12 protein-coding genes and 1 pseudogene are annotated in these 15,133 nt (G+C 57.5%); 7 read left to right on the top strand and 6 right to left on the bottom strand.

Going from position 1 to position 15,133, the window contains the following annotated elements:
* Position 1 precedes the first annotated feature (1 nt).
* The gene (locus ACYZT6_RS14970; RefSeq protein WP_462027574.1) at positions 2 to 1,240 is read right to left on the bottom strand and encodes an NADH:flavin oxidoreductase/NADH oxidase family protein; all 1,239 of its coding nucleotides are present in this window, start codon (positions 1,238 to 1,240) and stop codon (positions 2 to 4) included.
* Positions 1,241 to 1,472: 232 nt separating this feature from the next.
* Between ACYZT6_RS14970 and ACYZT6_RS14965 the strand changes: the two genes are divergently transcribed.
* The 5 genes from ACYZT6_RS14965 to ACYZT6_RS14945 all read left to right on the top strand — a co-directional run bounded on the left by ACYZT6_RS14965 (position 1,473) and on the right by ACYZT6_RS14945 (position 7,779).
* Positions 1,473 to 2,087, top strand: coding sequence for a TetR/AcrR family transcriptional regulator (locus ACYZT6_RS14965; protein WP_462027573.1), 615 nt, complete (start codon positions 1,473 to 1,475; stop codon positions 2,085 to 2,087).
* Positions 2,088 to 2,173: 86 nt separating this feature from the next.
* On the top strand, positions 2,174 to 3,265 hold the full coding sequence (locus tag ACYZT6_RS14960) for a VOC family protein (protein ID WP_462027572.1): 1,092 nt from the start codon (positions 2,174 to 2,176) through the stop codon (positions 3,263 to 3,265).
* 175 nt (positions 3,266 to 3,440) lie between these two features.
* Positions 3,441 to 4,397 (top strand): fumarylacetoacetate hydrolase family protein, encoded by a 957-nt coding sequence (locus ACYZT6_RS14955; RefSeq protein ID WP_462029954.1) that lies wholly within the window; start codon positions 3,441 to 3,443, stop codon positions 4,395 to 4,397.
* A complete protein-coding gene (locus tag ACYZT6_RS14950) occupies positions 4,397 to 6,298 on the top strand; it encodes an acyl-CoA synthetase (protein WP_462027571.1) in 1,902 nt (633 codons plus the stop codon). The genes ACYZT6_RS14955 and ACYZT6_RS14950 overlap by 1 nt, the downstream gene beginning before the upstream one ends.
* Positions 6,299 to 6,459: 161 nt before the next feature.
* Positions 6,460 to 7,779 (top strand): outer membrane protein transport protein, encoded by a 1,320-nt coding sequence (locus tag ACYZT6_RS14945; protein ID WP_462027570.1) that lies wholly within the window; start codon positions 6,460 to 6,462, stop codon positions 7,777 to 7,779.
* Positions 7,780 to 7,898: 119 nt separating this feature from the next.
* Here the strand turns inward: ACYZT6_RS14945 and ycaC are convergent, their stop codons facing one another.
* Entirely contained in the window at positions 7,899 to 8,531 is a 633-nt protein-coding gene (ycaC, locus tag ACYZT6_RS14940; RefSeq protein ID WP_462027569.1) for an isochorismate family cysteine hydrolase YcaC, read from the bottom strand.
* Positions 8,532 to 8,778: 247 nt separating this feature from the next.
* Between ycaC and ACYZT6_RS14935 the strand changes: the two genes are divergently transcribed.
* Entirely contained in the window at positions 8,779 to 8,982 is a 204-nt protein-coding gene (locus ACYZT6_RS14935) for a hypothetical protein (RefSeq protein WP_462027568.1), read from the top strand.
* 54 nt (positions 8,983 to 9,036) lie between these two features.
* On the opposite strand, the pseudogene ACYZT6_RS14930 reads toward ACYZT6_RS14935, so the two are convergent.
* Together ACYZT6_RS14930 and ACYZT6_RS14925 are read right to left on the bottom strand one after the other, a co-directional pair.
* Positions 9,037 to 9,246: pseudogene (locus ACYZT6_RS14930) on the bottom strand (hypothetical protein); the annotation flags it as partial.
* A 43-nt stretch (positions 9,247 to 9,289) separates the two neighbouring features.
* On the bottom strand, positions 9,290 to 10,552 hold the full coding sequence (locus tag ACYZT6_RS14925; RefSeq protein ID WP_462027567.1) for a hypothetical protein: 1,263 nt from the start codon (positions 10,550 to 10,552) through the stop codon (positions 9,290 to 9,292).
* Between the two features lie 347 nt (positions 10,553 to 10,899).
* Here ACYZT6_RS14925 and ACYZT6_RS14920 point away from each other — a divergent pair, with 347 nt between their 5' ends.
* Entirely contained in the window at positions 10,900 to 11,496 is a 597-nt protein-coding gene (locus ACYZT6_RS14920; RefSeq protein ID WP_462027566.1) for an eCIS core domain-containing protein, read from the top strand.
* 30 nt (positions 11,497 to 11,526) lie between these two features.
* On the opposite strand, the gene ACYZT6_RS14915 is transcribed toward ACYZT6_RS14920, so the two are convergent.
* Both ACYZT6_RS14915 and katG read right to left on the bottom strand, forming a co-directional pair.
* Positions 11,527 to 12,342 (bottom strand): DUF1206 domain-containing protein, encoded by an 816-nt coding sequence (locus ACYZT6_RS14915; RefSeq protein WP_462027565.1) that lies wholly within the window; start codon positions 12,340 to 12,342, stop codon positions 11,527 to 11,529.
* Positions 12,343 to 12,552: 210 nt separating this feature from the next.
* Positions 12,553 to 14,808, bottom strand: a complete 2,256-nt coding sequence (gene katG, locus ACYZT6_RS14910; RefSeq protein ID WP_462027564.1) for a catalase/peroxidase HPI — start codon at positions 14,806 to 14,808, stop codon at positions 12,553 to 12,555.
* Between the last annotated feature and the right edge of the window lie 325 nt (positions 14,809 to 15,133).

The raw sequence follows: 15,133 nt of genomic DNA, 5'->3' as shown, positions 1-15,133 counted from the left end.
ACTACCTGGCTTGATCAATCCATTGCCGATAGCTCTTCGCCTGGCGACGAGCCTTCAGTTGGTTGCCGATCAATGCCATGAGTGGCGACGTCCCGGGTTTTGTCCGTTTCCCTCGACTCAGCAAGCCGAGCTGCTTCTTGATCACCGATGCCACTGCCAGCGATGCCAACGTCTTGTTCTTCCAGCGGACGACGATGGGCTCCACTCTGACGTCCCGACCTGCCATCCACTGCCTCGGCAGGGCTGGTTCGATTGCCAGTGCTGTAGCAAGTCCGACCATCGACACCGAGCCGCTTACCACTCGCTCCGCGACCTCCTTTCTGCGCACACCGCCGGTGACCATCAGCGGCATGCGCGCTATTTCTCCTATTTTCTCCGCGAATTCGAGAAAGTAGGCTTCTCGAGCAAGGCTGCTGCCATCGCGGGTCTGCCCCTGCATGGCCGGACTTTCGTAGCTGCCACCCGACAACTCGACCAGGTCGACTGCCTTGGCGTTAAGCATTTCCACTACACGAGCCGCATCCGCGGCATCGAAACCGCCGCGCTGAAAGTCCGCGGAATTAAGCTTCACGGCGACGCAAAAGATCGGTGCCACTCGCTGGCGAATCGCGTCGATGGTTTGCAGGAGAATGTGCGCACGGTTTTCCAGGCTGCCGCCCCAGCGGTCGTCACGCCGATTGGTCAAGGGCGAAAGGAATTGGCTGAACAGGTAGCCATGCGCGGCATGAATCTCCACACCGGTGAATCCGGCACGCTCGGCCAGCACCGCCGCTTGGGCATAGCGCTCAATCAGCTCTTCGATCTCCCGCTCTTCCAAAGCCCTGGGCAGTACAAACGCTTTTGAAAGCCCGGGAATATCGACCGCCACTGCGGAAGGGCCCCTTGCCGATTGCCCCATTGAAGCCAACAGCTGCCGTCCGGGATGATTGATTTGCATCCAGGCCTGGGCTCCGCGACTGCGGCAAGCCTCGGCCCATAACTTGAACTTGCCCAGGTTCCGATCGTCCTCAAGCACTACGCCAGCCGGTCCGGTCAACGCATGGCGGTCAACCATGACGTTGCCAGTGATGATCAGGCCGGCTCCACCCTCTGCCCAACACTGGTAGAGCTTAACCAGCGCCTCGCCTGGAGCGTGTTCCTCATTGGCAAGGTTCTCCTCCATGGCAGCCTTGGCGATTCGGTTTGAAATCACCGTGCCGTTGGGCAATCGAAGTGGATTGAAGAGATTTGAGCCGGTCATGTTCTGTCCTTCAGCTAATAAAAATTAGGCCAACACATAATTGAACACGCGTGTTCAATTATGTCAATGCGTAGGGCTTTTTATAGGCGTCAGTAACATTGATCAAGGCAGTCAGATTATTAGGGTTTAGGCCGTTTTTCAGACAGGAGAACCAAAATGCTAAAAAATAGTGTTGACGTAAAATGAACACAAGTGTTCAATCGGCCCATAAGGTAATCCTGGAGAGAGAACCGTGGAATCCCTGAATCCAACACAGCGCCGCATTCATCAAGCCGCCTTTCGCCTGTTCGCTGAAAGAGGCACCTCGCAAGTCAACATTCTCGACCTCGCGCAAGAGGCCGGTGTGGCGCGTGGAACGGTCTATAGCAACATCGACAGTATGGAAAGCCTGTTCGAGGCAGTCGCTGGCCAGCTTGCGAAGGAGATGCATGAGCGCGTCAACAAGAGCTTTGATTCCCTCACTGATCCGGCTCAGCGCCTTGCCAATGGCATTCGATTCTTCATTCGTCGAGCGCACGAAGACTCCCAGTGGGGCGCGTTCATCCATAAATTCGCCATGAGCAATTCGTCGTTGCGCGAGATGTTCAGCAGCCAAGCGACCACGGATCTTTTGAGCGGGCTTTCCACGGGGCGCTACACGTTTGCGCAAGAGCAATTGCTCTCAGTACTTACGTTGATATCGAGCAGCGTTCTGGGCTCGATTTTCCTGGTACTGGAAGGTCACAGAACGTGGCGCGAATCGGGCTCTGACACCGCCGAGCTGATACTGCGGGCATTGGGTGTGCCGCCAGAAGAGGCTCGTGCGGCGGCGACCAAAGAGCTGCCGGCACTTCCGTCTCTCGACTGAACGCGTAACTGACTTGATTAGATAACGCCCCTGGTTTTTCAGGGGTTAGGGACAGCTTTGCCCTAAAAACCCGGAAAACAACAACAATGAACAACAAAAACGAATTGCACCGGTTGGCGACGCAACAGCCCACCCGTCACCCGCAGCCAACGGTGAAGGCCCAGGATCTGACTCACCTGATCTTTCAAAGACCGGATTTGAATGCGGCGGCGCGTTTCCTGACTGACTTCGGCCTGACGGTCAGTCGGCAGGACGCCGATACGCTCTATCTGCGGGCCACCGATGCCCCCTCATATTGTTACCGTGTCCATCGCGCAGAACAGGCTCGTTTTATCGGGTTCGGACTTGCCGTCCAGTCTCTGGACGATCTGGAAAAACTCACGCGAATCCCGGGTGCTTCATCGGTAGAGAAGTCGGAGCATCCTGGCAAAGGGTATTGCGTCAGACTGACGGATCCTTCCGGTTTCGTTGTGGAAGCGGTTTGCGACCGGACGCCAGGCAAGGCTCTGGCGCATAGAGCTCCTTTGCACTGGAATCTGGCGAACGAGCAACCGCGAATCAACGCCACACAGCGCCCGCCGATTGCTCCCCCTGAAGTCCTCAAGCTTGGCCACATCGTCATCGAAGTGGCCGACTACCAGGCGACTTGCGCCTGGTACACGCGCCATTTCGGGTTTATTCCCAGCGATGTGCAGGTACTCCCCGACGGCACGCCTATTGTCACGTTCATGCGCCTTGATCTCGGTGATATTCCTGCGGATCACCATACGCTCGCGATTGCACAAGGGTTCATGGCCACCTACAGCCATAGCGCCTATGAAGTCGTCGATGCAGACGCCGTGGGAATGGGGCAACGCGTTTTGCGCGAGCGCGGTTGGGAGCACTCATGGGGCATCGGCCGGCACATTCTGGGCAGTCAAATCTTCGATTACTGGCAAGACCCTTGGGGTGACAAGCACGAGCATTACTGCGATGGGGATCTTTTCACGGCCACCCGGCCTACGGGCATTCATCCGGTGAGCCCCGAGGCAATGGCCCAGTGGGGGCAGCGCATGCCCAAGAGTTTTACAAAACCCAAGATGAGCCTGGCCAAGCTGATTCTGCTGATCCGCAACCTTCGACGCAGCCCGGACCTGACCCTTCGAAAGTTGGTAACACTCATGCGGATGTTCGGGTAGAGCTGCCGCCATGTCGGGCAATTCAACCAGATACGGCCGGCGCGATGTGCTCAAAGCCGGCGCTGTGATCGCCGGAGGCTCGTTGATTTACATCATTACCAGCCCTTCACAAGAACAACACCAGAATTCTCATGCCATCGAGCACGGGAAAAACACTGCTCCAGGAGTACCTTCAATGTCTGCTGTACACGTAGTCCGCTTTGAATTTGAGAACGGTATCCACTGGGGCGTGCTTCGCCAGGGCCGTATCACAGTTGTCCCCGGTGTTTTTGAAACCACCGGTGACTTCATTCGCCAGAACAGCATCGACGACCTCGCTCAATTGAAAGGTTCTGAGCTTGCGCAGGGCGATGTAAAACTGCTGTCGCCGGTGACCCGAAACCAGCAGTTCGTCTGCCAGGGTGCCAATTACCGTCAGCACATGATCGAGTCGGGCATGGACCCGGACGCGAAGAAATTCAACATGATCTTCACCAAGGCGACGAGTTGCCTGGTGGCGGCTGACAGCGACCTGATCAAGCCGCGCCACGTGCGCTTCCTTGACTACGAGATCGAACTGGGCCTTGTGATGAAGCGCTCGATCACCGGCGCTGTTGCGGTCACCGACGCCAATCTGCATGAGTTCATTGCAGGCGTCGTCATCGTCAATGACTACTCGGCGCGTGACATTCAGATTCCCCAGATGCAGTTCTACAAGGGCAAGAGCTATCGCACTTTCGGCCCGGTCGGCCCTTACCTGTGCCTGCTGGATGCCAAAGACATGCATTACCTCAAAGCACTGCAGCTGCGCCTGACCGTCAACGACCAAGTGCGCCAGAACGACAGCACGGCCAATCTGGTTTACGGCCCCGCTGAAACCCTGACTGAACTCTCCGCCTTGCAAGATCTCGCCGTTGGAGACCTGATCGCCACCGGTACGCCTGCCGGCTGTGCCCTGACGATCCCTTCACCTGCCAAAATGCGCATTGCAGCCCTCCTGCCAGAAGCCACCAAGTGGAAGCTTTTCCTCAAGGCGCAGGAAGGCCGGACGCAGTACCTCAAGGGCGGTGACGTGGTCGAGGCACGCATTCGTAGCGCCGATGGTGTGATCGATCTCGGCGTGCAACGCAACCGCGTCGTGGAGGAGGCCTGATGGTGGTGCAGACCCTGAATGACATCGAAAGCCTTGAACGAGTCCCCTTGTCGGAGCGTGGCCTGGCTTCCAGCACGTATGAAGCGCTGCGACTGGCGACCGAGTGCAATCCCCAGGCACCGGCGCTCAGCTTCTTCGCCGATGCCGCCGATTTCAAGCGCACCTTCGAGTGGAACTACGCCGAGCTCTTCGCGGATATCACCCGCGCGGCAAATGCCTTCCATGACCTGGGCATAACACCGGGTGAGGTAATGGCCTTCATCCTGCCCAACTTGCCAGAAACCCATTTCACTATCTGGGGCGGGGAAGCAGCGGGCATCGTCATGGCGATCAATCCGATGCTCGAAGCGAAGCAGATGGCTGGCTTGCTGAACGCCGCGAAGGTATCCGTGGTGGTCACGCTTGCGCCAACTGCGGGTAGCGATTTGTGGCCAAAACTGGCTTCGCAGCTGGATCAGTTGCCTACGGTCAGGTCTGTGGTTTGGGTCAGCATGGAACCCTATATCGCCGAATCGGTGCGTGGGGCTCGGCAAGCCATGGCACAGCATGAACGAGAGTTACACAGCGATATCGCGATCCACGATTGGCGATCGCTGATGAATACTCAGCCGCACACCCACCTGAAGAGCGGTCGGCAGATCCGCGAGGATGAGTGCTCCTCCTACATCTGCACGGGCGGCACCACCGGGCTCCCCAAGATCGCCGCGCGAACCCATGGCTCGGAAGTATTCAATGCATGGGCCATCGCCGCTCACATGCAGCCACGCAGTGATGTCCAGGTTCTGTTTTGTGGCCTGCCGCTGTTTCATGTCAATGGACAACTGGTCACCGGACTGATGCCTTGGACTCAAGGCGACCATGTGATTCTCGGGACGCCTCAGGGGTATCGTGGCGAGGGGGTGATTCCACGATTCTGGGAGATGGTCGAGCACTTCGGTATCAACCTCTTTTCCGGCGTGCCAACGGTCTATGCCGCGCTTTTGCAAAATGAATGGCAGGGCCGCGACCTCTCCAGTCTTCGCTATGCAATCTGTGGCGCCGCACCCATGCCGGCGGAGCTGTTCCGAGAGTTCGAGCGCCGGACCGGGGTAAAGATTCTTGAAGGGTATGGTCTGACCGAGGGCGCCTGCGTTTCTTCAATCAATCCGCCCCATGGTGAGCGCCGTATCGGCTCCATCGGGGTACGGATCGCCTACCAGAACATGCGCGCGGTTGTGCTCAATGATGCTGGAGAGTACCTGCGCGACGCCAACGTGGATGAGATCGGCGTCATTACGATCAGTGGTCCGAACCTTTTCGAAGGTTATCTGGAGGCGCGTCATAACCAGGGCCTCTGGATCGATATCGACGGTAAGCGCTGGTTGAATACGGGCGATTTGGGTCGCCAGGATGAGCAAGGTTACTTCTGGCTGACCGGACGCAAGAAGGAATTGATCATCCGTGGCGGCCACAACATCGATCCCAAGCAAATCGAGGAAGCCCTGCAGACGCATCCTGCCGTCGCTTTGGCCGCTGCAATCGGCAGCCCCGATGCCTACTCGGGCGAGGTGCCGGTCGCCTACGTCCAACTGCGTCCCGGGCAAGTTTGCGACGCCGAAGAACTTCAGGCGTTTGCTCATCACAACATCAGCGAGCGGGCAGCCGTTCCCAAGCGCATTGAAATCCTCGAAGCGTTGCCACTGACTGCCGTGGGCAAGATATTCAAGCCTGCTTTGCAGCAGCGGGAAATTGCCAAAGTAGTCCAGCAGGAAGTGGGGCGCCTGGGGCTTTTGGACATTGCTGTTGAGGTCGTGCAGGACAATCGCCGTGGGCATGTTGCCTGCATCAGGGCCGGAACTGACCAGGAAATACTGGCTCCGCTCTTGGGGCGCTATAGCTTTCAAGTCGAGTGGATTAATTGAGTCACTGATTCGCATCCGTAAGCCCGGCCATTAAGCCCTGGCCTGGTAAGCCAGGGCCTTTTACACAACTTCGATCAACTCCAACTGGCACTGAGAGGTGCACAGGACGGCGAAGCCTTGCCTGCGTGCAACCAACAAAAACAATAAACAAGAGGTGGAAAATGAAACTGAATAACCGTGTGATTCCGTGTCTCTCTGCTCAGCGAAAGTGTGCAGTCTGGATTAAGTTCACCAGTGCCATGGCACTATTCAGCGCCTCTACAATTGCAGGCGCTAATGGCATTGCTTTAAACGAACAAAGTGCAAGCAGTGCGGGAACGGCTTATGCAGGAAGGTCGTCTTCGGCGTTGGACGCCAGCACCATTTATGGAAACCCGGCAGGCCTGACCAAGTTGAAACGCAGTGAGATTTCCGGCGGGGCAGCGGTCGTCTCGGTGAGTGATGACATCAGTGATGCGCAGAGCAGTGCCTCGGGAACGAATAAGGGAGACTCGGTTCCCTTAGAGGCCGTGCCCTTTGCTTATATGTCGACGCCGCTTGATGATCGTTTTTCGATTGGCCTGGGCCTCTATGCTCCGAGTGGTCTGATCAATGATTACGAGAGCTCTTTTCAGGGGCGCTACCACGGATCCTATAGCACGACTAAGGAGGTCACCCTCCAACCTACCATTGCCTGGCGGATCAATGATTACGTGTCCATTGGTGGTGGACCGACCATAAACCGTTTCAATGCAAAACTTCAGAATTACCTGGCCACCGGCGCACTGAACAACGGCCAGGACACACTGGTCACCGTCAAAGGCGATGACACGGCACTTGGCTACAACGTAGGCATCCTGGTTGACTTTACTGAGGCAACCCGTTGGGGGATTAACTATCACTCGAAGGTGGACTATGAACTCAAGGGGCATACTGAGGTTTCTGGCTCCCCGAGCGTTATCCCGCTGGACGGAAACTATGACAACAAGATAGACCTCACGATGCCCGAATCCGTGGATACGTCCATCACCCATCATTTCAATAGTCGCTGGACCGGATACTTGGGAGCCACCTGGAAACGTTGGAGCCGGATCCAGAAAATCGAGGCCATCAACAGCGGTCTTTCCCCCGTGGGCCAGGCGGCTGGCATGGGAACTGTGATCGAAGAAATGAACTGGCGCGACACTTGGTCTACCGCCGTTGGCGCCTCTTATCAATTGAACCAACAATGGCTGCTTCGCGCAGGCTACGCCTATGATCCGTCGCCCATCAGGAATGCCGATCGCAGCGTGCGAGTTCCGGTTGGGAATCGCCAAGCCGTGACCTTGGGTGGCGCTTATTCGCCGAATGACGATCTGACAGTGGACTTTGCTTATGGTTATCTGTGGGATTCCAAAGTCTCTGTAAAACAGTCGGACAACTCCGGCATTCAACCGGAATACAGTGCCAACTACAAAAACAGTGCGAATGGATTTTCAGTGCAGGCCACTTATCGGTACTGATGGACGCGATTGCGTTTCTTACCTAAACACAAACATTCAAAGCTTCGATTCAGGCTCACTCTGACGCGTAATGCCAAAAGCCCGCAAAAAGCGGGCTTTGGTTTTTTACGAGTAAGGCTTTAAGCCTGGCGCGCAGTAAATGCCGAGTAGCTGTTCATCAGGTTGCGGTAGTTCGGAATGCGCTGGGACAGCAGATTGCCCAAGCCTTCGATGTCGTTGCGCCAGTCACCCTGCAACTCGCAGGCAACCGAGAACCAATTCATCATTTGCGCGCCCGCTTGCGTCATGCGGGTCCACGCCGCCTGTTGCACGGTGGTGTTGAACGTGCCGGAAGAGTCCGTAACCACGAACACTTCAAACCCTTCAGCCAGGGCCGACAGCGTCGGGAAGGTCACGCAAACGTCGGTCACGACGCCGGCGATGATCAGTTGTTTGCGACCGGTTGCCTTGATCGCCTTGACGAAGTCTTCGTTGTCCCAGGCGTTGATCTGGCCAGGACGGGCAATGTAAGGCGCGTCCGGAAACATTTCCTTGAGCTCCGGCACCAGTGGGCCATTGGGGCCTTGTTCGAAACTGGTGGTCAGGATGGTTGGCAGGTCGAAGAACTTGGCCACGTCAGCCAGGGCCAGCACATTGTTTTTGAACTCATTGGGCGAAAAGTCCTGCACCAGCGAGATCAGGCCGGTCTGGTGGTCGATCATCAGGACTACGGCGTCGTCTTTGTTCAGGCGGTTGAGAGTGGCGTTGCTCATGATGAAATCCTTTATCGAGATGGGTAAGTGGCTTCGTTCAACATGGGCCCAGATTAATCATCTACGGATAAGGGAAAAAGAGGGTGAAAACGGTTTAACTGTCAACTCAGGGGGGACAATCGATTGCGAGCGTAAGGCGACGGAGGGCAGAAGCCCGAGAATATGAATCTTTAGCGGTGGCCACACTCCACTCTTTGAGAGGTGCCTGCTTCTCACATAGCGGTGATACCCCGCTGGGGCTCACATCATGACTTCGATAGAAGACTTCAGAATCCATTCACACGCGCTGCTGATCGAGCTGGATGCTGCCACCATGGGCATCATGACGCTGGTTTCATCCCGCTGTGTTTCCGGGCCCGACTGGGACGACGCGACTAAGCGACATCACGATGCTTATGAACTGTGGAATGCGTTTCTCAATAGTCCTGCATCTGCCTTGAGTCCTCGTTGAATTCGAGTGACGCGTCTTCAAAGAGTGTCCGGCCACTGGCCATTTGCAGTCTCGCTATTCAACAAGCTCGACGTAGCTAGACTCCCCACCTCCAGTCGCGCCCGACAACCAACCCCATACGAAGGTCAGAGTGGTACGTCCTGCGTGATCAACGCCAACCGTGCCACGAGACCAGCCGGCAAGAATCTCGCCCTCCGTAGTCAAGCAATGATAAAGAAGCTCAATGGTGTCGGGGCCTGTCATGCGTCCGACCTGATTACCCAAGCCGCTGCATCTAGCGTGTCTTGGCCTCAGTCTCGATGACTGCTTAACGCACAACATCCACTGCAGTGAACGTATACACGCTATTCGATTTGTCTGACGTCGACTCCAGCGTCAGGGAAACACCCAAATCCTCGATAAAGGCGTTGGAGGTTTTACTGGTGCCCAGTTCGCACTCAAGTGCGATGGCGTCGCCGGTCAGCGAGGCGAATACCTGCCGGGCGGGGAAGCGCTGACCCACGGTGCAAGTCGTTGACAGCTTTACGGGTTTGTCGGTTGGCCGGGCAGGCACTTCTTCCATGATCAGGCGAGCGCTCAACGTCTGGCCGGGGCTCCAGCTCGTCGGGGCTTTAACCTCAAGTTCGCGGGTGAGCAACACGCGTCCATCGCCTACGCCGTTCATTTTCGACTTCAACTGAATCAGGCCCGCCAGGGTGAGACGCTCGACGTGGAAGGCTTCGCTGTAGATCTCATTCTTCTTCAGCAAACCGCCGTCTGCGGTGTATTCAACCGTCACCGGACGATCCTTGATCGCATTGCCGGTCCTGGTGGCGTAGGTGTAGCTCAACGTTTTGAATTTCGGTTTGAGCAGAGGTGAGTCGAGGCGCTTGAGCACGTCTTCCGGTACGGCGACACCGGCAATACTCATATCCGGTTGTGGCTGAGGGTAATCAGCCGGCGCGATGTCCGGGCGCAGTTGGGCGAGCATCGTACCGTCAACGGCGCCTTGCAGAGAACAATTGACCCGCGACTGAGTGCCCTGTTTGCCTTCCGCCTCGACGATCAAGATGCGTTCCACACGTTTGCTACCCGGCGCCGTGCCTGGCTGCGGCTGGATGACACGCCATTGGTCACCGACCTTGAGTTCACTGCGCACATAGGACGAGCCTACATCCTGCAATTGCCCGGGTTGCTCCATCAGCGGCGCGAGGCGCTTGGCCACTTCGTCTACGCTGCCTTCAACAATAAAACCCCAGTAATAGTAGTGACCCAGTTGGCCGAGGTCGCTGCTCTCGTCGACATAGGACAACAGTTTCATACCGGCAACGATCGGCGTACCGCGCAGAGGCACCGAATTTTCCGGGCTGCTGCCGCGGTTTTTGACGGCTATCCATGCTGCATCTTTTTCCTGCTTAAACGGCGCAAACGCCCCCCAGGCATCGCGGTGGGTGTTCAGGCTGGCGAAGAAACCGGCATCGCAGCGGGTGAAGGCCTTGAGCGTTTCGGTCAGCGCGGCATCGCTGGCTTGGGCGATGGTGGGCAGGAGCAGAGCGCAAGCAAGGAGCAGAGCAGGGGACGGCAACTTCATCGAGCGGGATGTCCTTATCAGTGGGCTGCGCGGATCGGCGGCATATGGCCATTATCCAGAAGCTGGAGGGTGAGCTCCAGTTGTTCTTGTGCACGTCACCATCGACTTACAAACGCATTCCTCCAATGTCGGCTTCTGGCCGTAAACCAGCTGCCCCGACGGGCTGCTACCAGCCAAGAGCTGGCGCGGACGCAGGTCTCCTGAAGTGGGGGATTCGCAGAAAAAGTCAGTCTGTCGCGTCCTGCGATTATCCTGGGGGCGCCTGGTTCGGGACTACGCTAACGCTATGCAGGTCGTCGATCAATTGTGATCCACTGTTCGCGCTGCGTCCGTCCCTGGAGCGTCCAATGCCGTCCATCACCACGCGCCTGGTGGCGCTGTTTGTTCTTTGCCTGACGCTTGAAGTGCCAGCCCAGGACAACACCTGTCCAGCCGGCGAGAGACAAGTGTGCCTGGACGGCTGCATCTGCCTGCCAGACGTGGGACCGCTGCTCGGCCCCCTGCCTGACGACATCTACCAGATAGCGGCACCTGCCCTGGCGCTCTGGCTGAACCAAGCCCGCGCGGAAGCAGCCAATGCCGGCATTCAACCCATTCCATCGCACATACGGGAGCAACTGCTGCGCTGGTACGACCCCAGCGTCCTCGATACCGCGCGCTACAAAGTCAGCGACAACAGCCAATTCAACGCCGCCACTGCCATGTTGCAAAACCCCGATGTCGGTGCCGTGACGCTGATCGACATCATCCTCTTCCGGGACGCTCAAACCGCAGAACAAAATATCGCGCTGTGGGCGCACGAACTGAAGCATGTGCAACAGTTCCAGGAATGGGGAGTAGAAGGATTTGCCCAGCGGTATACACAAGATTTCAATGCGGTGGAGGCGCCGGCTTATGCCATACAGGCTGAGGTCAGACGGTCGGTGCGGGAAGTGGCTTATTGAAGGGCCGTGGATCGGTCACGGAGCAAGCCGTTATGCTTTCGGCACTCCCGGCACATCCATGTTTATCTTGCGCCAAGCGGCTTCGGACAAGCTGTAAACCGAAAAAGCGATCAACCCCAAGGCCATCACCATCAAAATCACGCCTCCGGCCGGCAGGTTCTGGAGCGCATCGAGGGCCTCCTTCATGCCGGGTGGATCCATGGCTTTATAGCGCGAGCCACTGATTATCAGCAGCAGAGCGATCTCGATAAAGACGACGCCACGAGCTATCAGTCCGAACCGAGACACTGGGCGGACGTACCGCATGACGTCTTCGTCAGCTTCAAAATACTTCTCGAACGACGACTTCCATCCCTTGATGATGTGCGCGATGCCTACGCCGAGAGGGACGAGTGCGATGAGGTACACCCCTACATTCGAGTGTTCCCAGGACAGCAGATACGCCAGTAAATCCCTGGTTTGCCCACCCCCGGAGTTACCCGAGCTTCTGATCCCGCTAACGAGTAAGCCCAACGCAAAAAAAGCCACCGCGCCGTTGACTACACCTCCCGCCAACAACCCTGCCCGAATCACCAAACCCTTCATTTTGTTACCGTGATGATCGACGTCGCGTATGGCTTGCAACACACGCCAACCGGCGAAAGCGAGCAGGCCCGCTACCACTAACCCGACTAAAACATAGCCGAATGGCTGGCTTAACAAGGCCTCCAGGCTCTTTTGACTGTCCTTCGGTTTTGTCGAGTCTTGAGCCGCCAGCAGCGCGAAGATGCCAACGATCAGGTAAAGAGCGCCTCGAGCGGCATATCCGGCCCGAGCGAGTAAAACGAGGGTGTGGTGCGCAGACATGGGAGCTTATTCCGGAGAGGTCATAAAGAGCAGACCTGTCCAATTGCGAGGGGTTCGATTGAAGGCAGGGGTTTGATCGATTCCGGATTTCAATTACGGAAACAACGCCTGGTTCCGGAACAAAGGGTATGAGCTTTTCCAAAGGCCACCTCCATCCATATCACCGGATCGAGGTGGCCCATTCCAGGCCTCACAGATTCAACAACGGCATTACTTCGCGTCGAAGCGATCCAGGTTCATCACCTTGGTCCACGCCGCCACAAAGTCCTTCACAAATTTCTCCTTCGCATCACTGCTCGCGTAAAGCTCGGCCAGCGCCCTCAACTGCGCATGAGAGCCAAAGACCAGATCAACACGGGTCCCGGTCCACTTCACTTCACCCGTGCTCCGATCGCGTCCTTCAAATTCCTCATTGGCCTCCGAGGTCGGTTTCCATTCCACGCCCATGTCCAGCAGGTTCTTGAAGAAGTCATTGGTCAACGCTTCTGGCTGCTGGGTGAACACGCCGTGTTTTGTTTGCCCGACATTGGTGTTCAACACGCGCAGGCCACCCACGAGCGCGGTCATTTCTGGCGCGGTGAGCGTCAGCTGTTGCGCCTTGTCGATCAACAGATGCTCGGCCGAAACGGTGTAGCGGGATTTGAGGTAGTTTCGGAAACCATCGGCGATGGGTTCAAGGAAGCCGAAAGACTCGACATCCGTCTGCTCTTGCGAGGCGTCCGCCCGACCCGGTGTGAAAGGCACCGTGACGCTGTGACCGGCATTTTTCGCCGCTTGTTCGACACCCGCGTTACCGGCCAGCACGATCAGGTCTGCCAGCGAGATTTTCTTGCCGCTGTTGTTGAACTCGTTCTGAATGCTCTCGAGTTTCGCCAGCACGTTCCCCAGTTGCTCAGGCTGATTGGCTTGCCAGAATTTCTGCGGAGCCAGCCGCAGACGACCACCATTGGCGCCGCCACGTTTGTCGGAGCCGCGGAAGGTGGAAGCCGCTGCCCAAGCCGTTGATACCAGCTGCGAAACGCTCAGGCCCGAAGCAAGCACCTTGCTCTTGAGCGCTGCGACGTCACTGTCGTTGATCAGGGCATGGTCGACCTCCGGGATCGGGTCTTGCCACAGCAATTCCTCACGTGGCATTTCCGGGCCGAGGTAACGGGAGAGGGGGCCCATGTCACGGTGGAGCAGCTTGAACCAGGCACGGGCGAATGCGTCGGCCAACTGATCCGGATTGGCCAGGAAGCGCCGCGAGATCGGCTCGTAGATCGGATCGAATCGCAGGGCCAGGTCCGAGGTCAGCATGGTGGGATTGCGCCGTTTGGACGGGTCGTGAGCATCCGGAATGGTGCCGGCACCGGCGCCGTTTTTGGTGACCCACTGGTTCGCTCCGGCGGGGCTTTTGCTCAGTTCCCACTCGAAGCCGAACAGGTTTTCCAGGTAGTTGTTGCTCCACCGGGTGGGCGTGGTGGTCCAGGTCACTTCCAGGCCGCTGGTGATGGTGTCCGGGCCTTTGCCGGTGCCGAAGCTGTTCTTCCAGCCAAAGCCCTGGGCTTCGAGGCCCGCGGCTTCGGGCTCGGCACCGACGTTGTCGGCAGGTCCGGCACCGTGGGTCTTGCCGAAGGCGTGGCCGCCGGCGATCAGCGCCACGGTTTCTTCGTCATTCATCGCCATGCGCCCGAACGTTTCACGGATGTCCTTGGCCGAAGCGACGGGGTCCGGGTTGCCTTCAGGGCCTTCGGGGTTCACATAAATCAGGCCCATTTGCACGGCGGCGAGCGGGTTTTCCAGGTTGCGTCCTTGTTCGGTCCGGCTCTCCTCGTTTTCTCCCGGCTCAGCAACGAGCGGGCCTTCGCCGGGTTCTTGCATGGGTTCGTTTTCTTTACCGTAGCGGGTGTCACCGCCCAGCCATTTGTTTTCCGAACCCCAATACACGTCTTCATCCGGTTCCCAGACGTCGGGCCGGCCGCCGGAAAAACCAAAGGTCTTGAAGCCCATGGACTCCAGCGCAACGTTGCCGGTGAGGACGATCAAGTCCGCCCAGGAAATTTTACGACCGTATTTTTGCTTGATCGGCCAGAGCAGCCGGCGCGCCTTGTCGAGGCTGACGTTATCCGGCCAGCTGTTGAGCGGTGCAAAGCGCTGTTGTCCAGATCCGGCGCCGCCACGACCGTCACCCGTGCGGTACGTGCCTGCGGCGTGCCAGGCCATGCGAATGAAGAGCGGCCCATAGTGACCGAAGTCCGCCGGCCACCAGTCTTGGGAATCGGTCATCAGCGCCGTCAGGTCCCGCTTGACCGCTTCAAAATCCAGGGTCTTGAATTCCTCGGCGTAGTTGAAGCCCTCGTCCGTGGGGTCGGACAGGGACGAGTGCTGGTGCAGGATTTTCAGATTCAGTTGGTTCGGCCACCAATCGCGGTTCGTGGTGCCACCGCCAGCGGCGTGATTGAACGGGCATTTCGATTCATTTGCCATGTGCGAGCTACCTTTGGTCGTGTTCATCCGGCTATCAGCCCGGGGTGGGCGTTAGATAGCAACGAGCGAAATCAATGACATAGGCTGCAGGGCCAGCAGTTGGATCAACTGATTGTCTGGACCACACGGGAAGTCTGAACAGCGGCAATCGAGTTGCCTGTGCGGTGGCCCACGGGTGGCCTAGTCAAGCTTCGGACTCATTCCTGTCTCCCTATCAGCACTAAACCGGCCAGCTTGTTCCGCCAGCGCTGGATACAGGTTAGACCCCACTTGGGAAGTCAGCTAATAGGAGGAGTATTGGGACGTGATAGGCAGAGTCTTTTAC

This window comes from Pseudomonas sp. RT6P73, from assembly GCF_054897715.1.
Note: the sequence above shows the minus strand (reverse complement) of the source record. Positions and strands in the feature narration are given on the sequence as shown.

Bases quoted from the DNA above. Each gene is read 5' to 3' on its own strand.
- ACYZT6_RS14970 (WP_462027574.1), bottom strand. From the start codon at position 1,240: ATGACCGGCTCAAATCTCTTCAATCCACTTCGATTGCCCAACGGCACG.
- ACYZT6_RS14960 (WP_462027572.1), top strand. From the start codon at position 2,174: ATGAACAACAAAAACGAATTGCACCGGTTGGCGACGCAACAGCCCACC.
- ACYZT6_RS14955 (WP_462029954.1), top strand. From the start codon at position 3,441: ATGTCTGCTGTACACGTAGTCCGCTTTGAATTTGAGAACGGTATCCAC.
- ACYZT6_RS14950 (WP_462027571.1), top strand. From the start codon at position 4,397: ATGGTGGTGCAGACCCTGAATGACATCGAAAGCCTTGAACGAGTCCCC.
- ACYZT6_RS14945 (WP_462027570.1), top strand. From the start codon at position 6,460: ATGAAACTGAATAACCGTGTGATTCCGTGTCTCTCTGCTCAGCGAAAG.
- ycaC (WP_462027569.1), bottom strand. From the start codon at position 8,531: ATGAGCAACGCCACTCTCAACCGCCTGAACAAAGACGACGCCGTAGTC.
- ACYZT6_RS14935 (WP_462027568.1), top strand. From the start codon at position 8,779: ATGACTTCGATAGAAGACTTCAGAATCCATTCACACGCGCTGCTGATC.
- ACYZT6_RS14925 (WP_462027567.1), bottom strand. From the start codon at position 10,552: ATGAAGTTGCCGTCCCCTGCTCTGCTCCTTGCTTGCGCTCTGCTCCTG.
- ACYZT6_RS14920 (WP_462027566.1), top strand. From the start codon at position 10,900: ATGCCGTCCATCACCACGCGCCTGGTGGCGCTGTTTGTTCTTTGCCTG.
- ACYZT6_RS14915 (WP_462027565.1), bottom strand. From the start codon at position 12,342: ATGTCTGCGCACCACACCCTCGTTTTACTCGCTCGGGCCGGATATGCC.
- katG (WP_462027564.1), bottom strand. From the start codon at position 14,808: ATGGCAAATGAATCGAAATGCCCGTTCAATCACGCCGCTGGCGGTGGC.